Genomic DNA, 1,689 nt, shown 5'->3' with positions numbered 1-1,689 from the left:
AATCGGCGCGCGCTCACTGGACGCGCCTGAGTGGACCGAAGAGGGAGAAATTTCGGTTTCACCACATCTCAACGGATGAAGTATTCGGCTCCCTCGGTCCTGAGGGCGCTTTCAGCGAAACCACCCCCTACGCCCCGAACTCGCCCTACTCTGCCTCGAAAGCCGGGTCCGATCACCTTGTTCGCGCCTGGTATGAGACCTATGGCCTGCCGACCGTCACCAGCAATTGCTCCAACAATTACGGGCCATACCAGTTTCCCGAAAAGCTCATTCCCCTGATGATCCTGAATGCGCTCGAGGGAAAGCCCCTGCCCGTTTATGGCAGCGGGGAGAATGTGCGCGACTGGCTCCATGTGGAGGATCATGCACGCGCCCTTCTCGCAGTTGCGACACGCGGAAAGCCCGGCGAAACCTATTGCGTCGGTGGAAACGAAGAGCGCACGAATATTGAAGTTGTCCGCGCTGTCTGCGCCCTGCTCGATGAAATGCTGCCGGAGTCAGAACACAGGCCTCATGCCGATCTCATCAGCTTTGTCACTGACCGGCCGGGCCATGATGGGCGGTATGCGATAGACGCCTCCAGGATTACGCGCGAACTGGGCTGGCAGCCGCGCGAGAACTTCGAGAGCGGCCTGCGCAAAACGGTCGAGTGGTATCTTGAAAACCGGACATGGTGGGAGCGTGTACGTTCAGGCTCCTATCGCGGCGAACGTCTCGGCCTCGCAGCGAGCGCTGACTGACATGCGGTCTGCGCGCCTGCTCATCACCGGATCGCAAGGACAGGTAGGACGAGAGCTTGTCGCGCGAGGAGAGACTGCCGGGTTTGAAGTCATCGCTCTCGCCCGGAACGATCTGGACATTTCAGATGCGAGCGCCGTTGCACACGCCATAGCGGATGCCACCCCGGATATCGTGATCAATGCGGCTGCCTACACGGCCGTTGATCGCGCAGAAAGCGAACCCGAAATCGCGCATGCGGTAAATGCGGCGGGCCCCGGCCATATTGCCAGAGCCTGCGGAAATGCCCGCATCCCCGTTTTTCATATTTCCACTGACTATGTGTTCGACGGTATGGGGACCCGGCCTTATCGTGAAGACGATCCCGTTGCGCCACAGGGCGTCTATGGGGCAAGCAAGGCGGCGGGTGAAGAAGCCGTACGGAAAGCGGCTGAACGACACCTCATTCTGCGCACATCATGGGTTTTCAGCGTTCACGGAAACAACTTCGTAAAAACCATGCTGCGTCTTGCTGGGGAAAGGGAACAACTTTCCGTTGTCAACGATCAGCACGGCTGCCCGACTGCAGCAGGAGATATAGCAACCACACTGCTCACTCTTGCTGCTCGCTCTCTCACCAACCCGGATGGATTTCCGTGGGGCACCTTTCACTTCTGCAATAGCAGCGAGACGACATGGCACGGCTTTGCAAGCGCGATTGTCGAAGGTGCATCGCAACGCGGCGGCCGGCGCGTACCCGTTCGCGGTATTTCAACCGCAGAGTATCCGACTCCCACCAGACGGCCCGCCTATTCTGTTCTGGATCGCCAAAAGATCGGACAGGCTTTCGGCATTACGCCGCGGCCCTGGAGCCACGCTTTGGAAGAAGTGCTCGATGCGCTGACAGGCACAGCACGCCGGTGACAAATTTCAAATAAGGAAACAGAGATGAAAGGCATCATACTGGCAGGC

The 1,689-nt window shown here is 58.9% G+C and carries 2 protein-coding genes; both read left to right on the top strand.

The window, feature by feature from the left end; translation table 11 throughout:
* The coding region (locus WBF74_RS00970) for a dTDP-glucose 4,6-dehydratase (protein WP_424433933.1) at window positions 1-740 on the top strand (740 nt) is incomplete at its 5' end.
* A 1-nt stretch (window position 741) separates the two neighbouring features.
* Window positions 742-1,641, top strand: coding sequence for a dTDP-4-dehydrorhamnose reductase (rfbD, locus tag WBF74_RS00965; protein ID WP_424433931.1), 900 nt, complete (start codon window positions 742-744; stop codon window positions 1,639-1,641).
* The last annotated feature ends 48 nt before the right edge of the window (window positions 1,642-1,689 follow it).

The organism is Parvibaculum sp. (assembly GCF_049672805.1).
In the GTDB taxonomy this organism is placed as follows: domain Bacteria; phylum Pseudomonadota; class Alphaproteobacteria; order Parvibaculales; family Parvibaculaceae; genus Parvibaculum.
The sequence above is the reverse complement of the archived record's forward strand: the minus strand, read 5'-3'. Positions and strand labels throughout refer to the sequence as shown.

Bases quoted from the DNA above. Each gene is read 5' to 3' on its own strand.
- rfbD (WP_424433931.1), top strand. From the start codon at position 742: ATGCGGTCTGCGCGCCTGCTCATCACCGGATCGCAAGGACAGGTAGGA.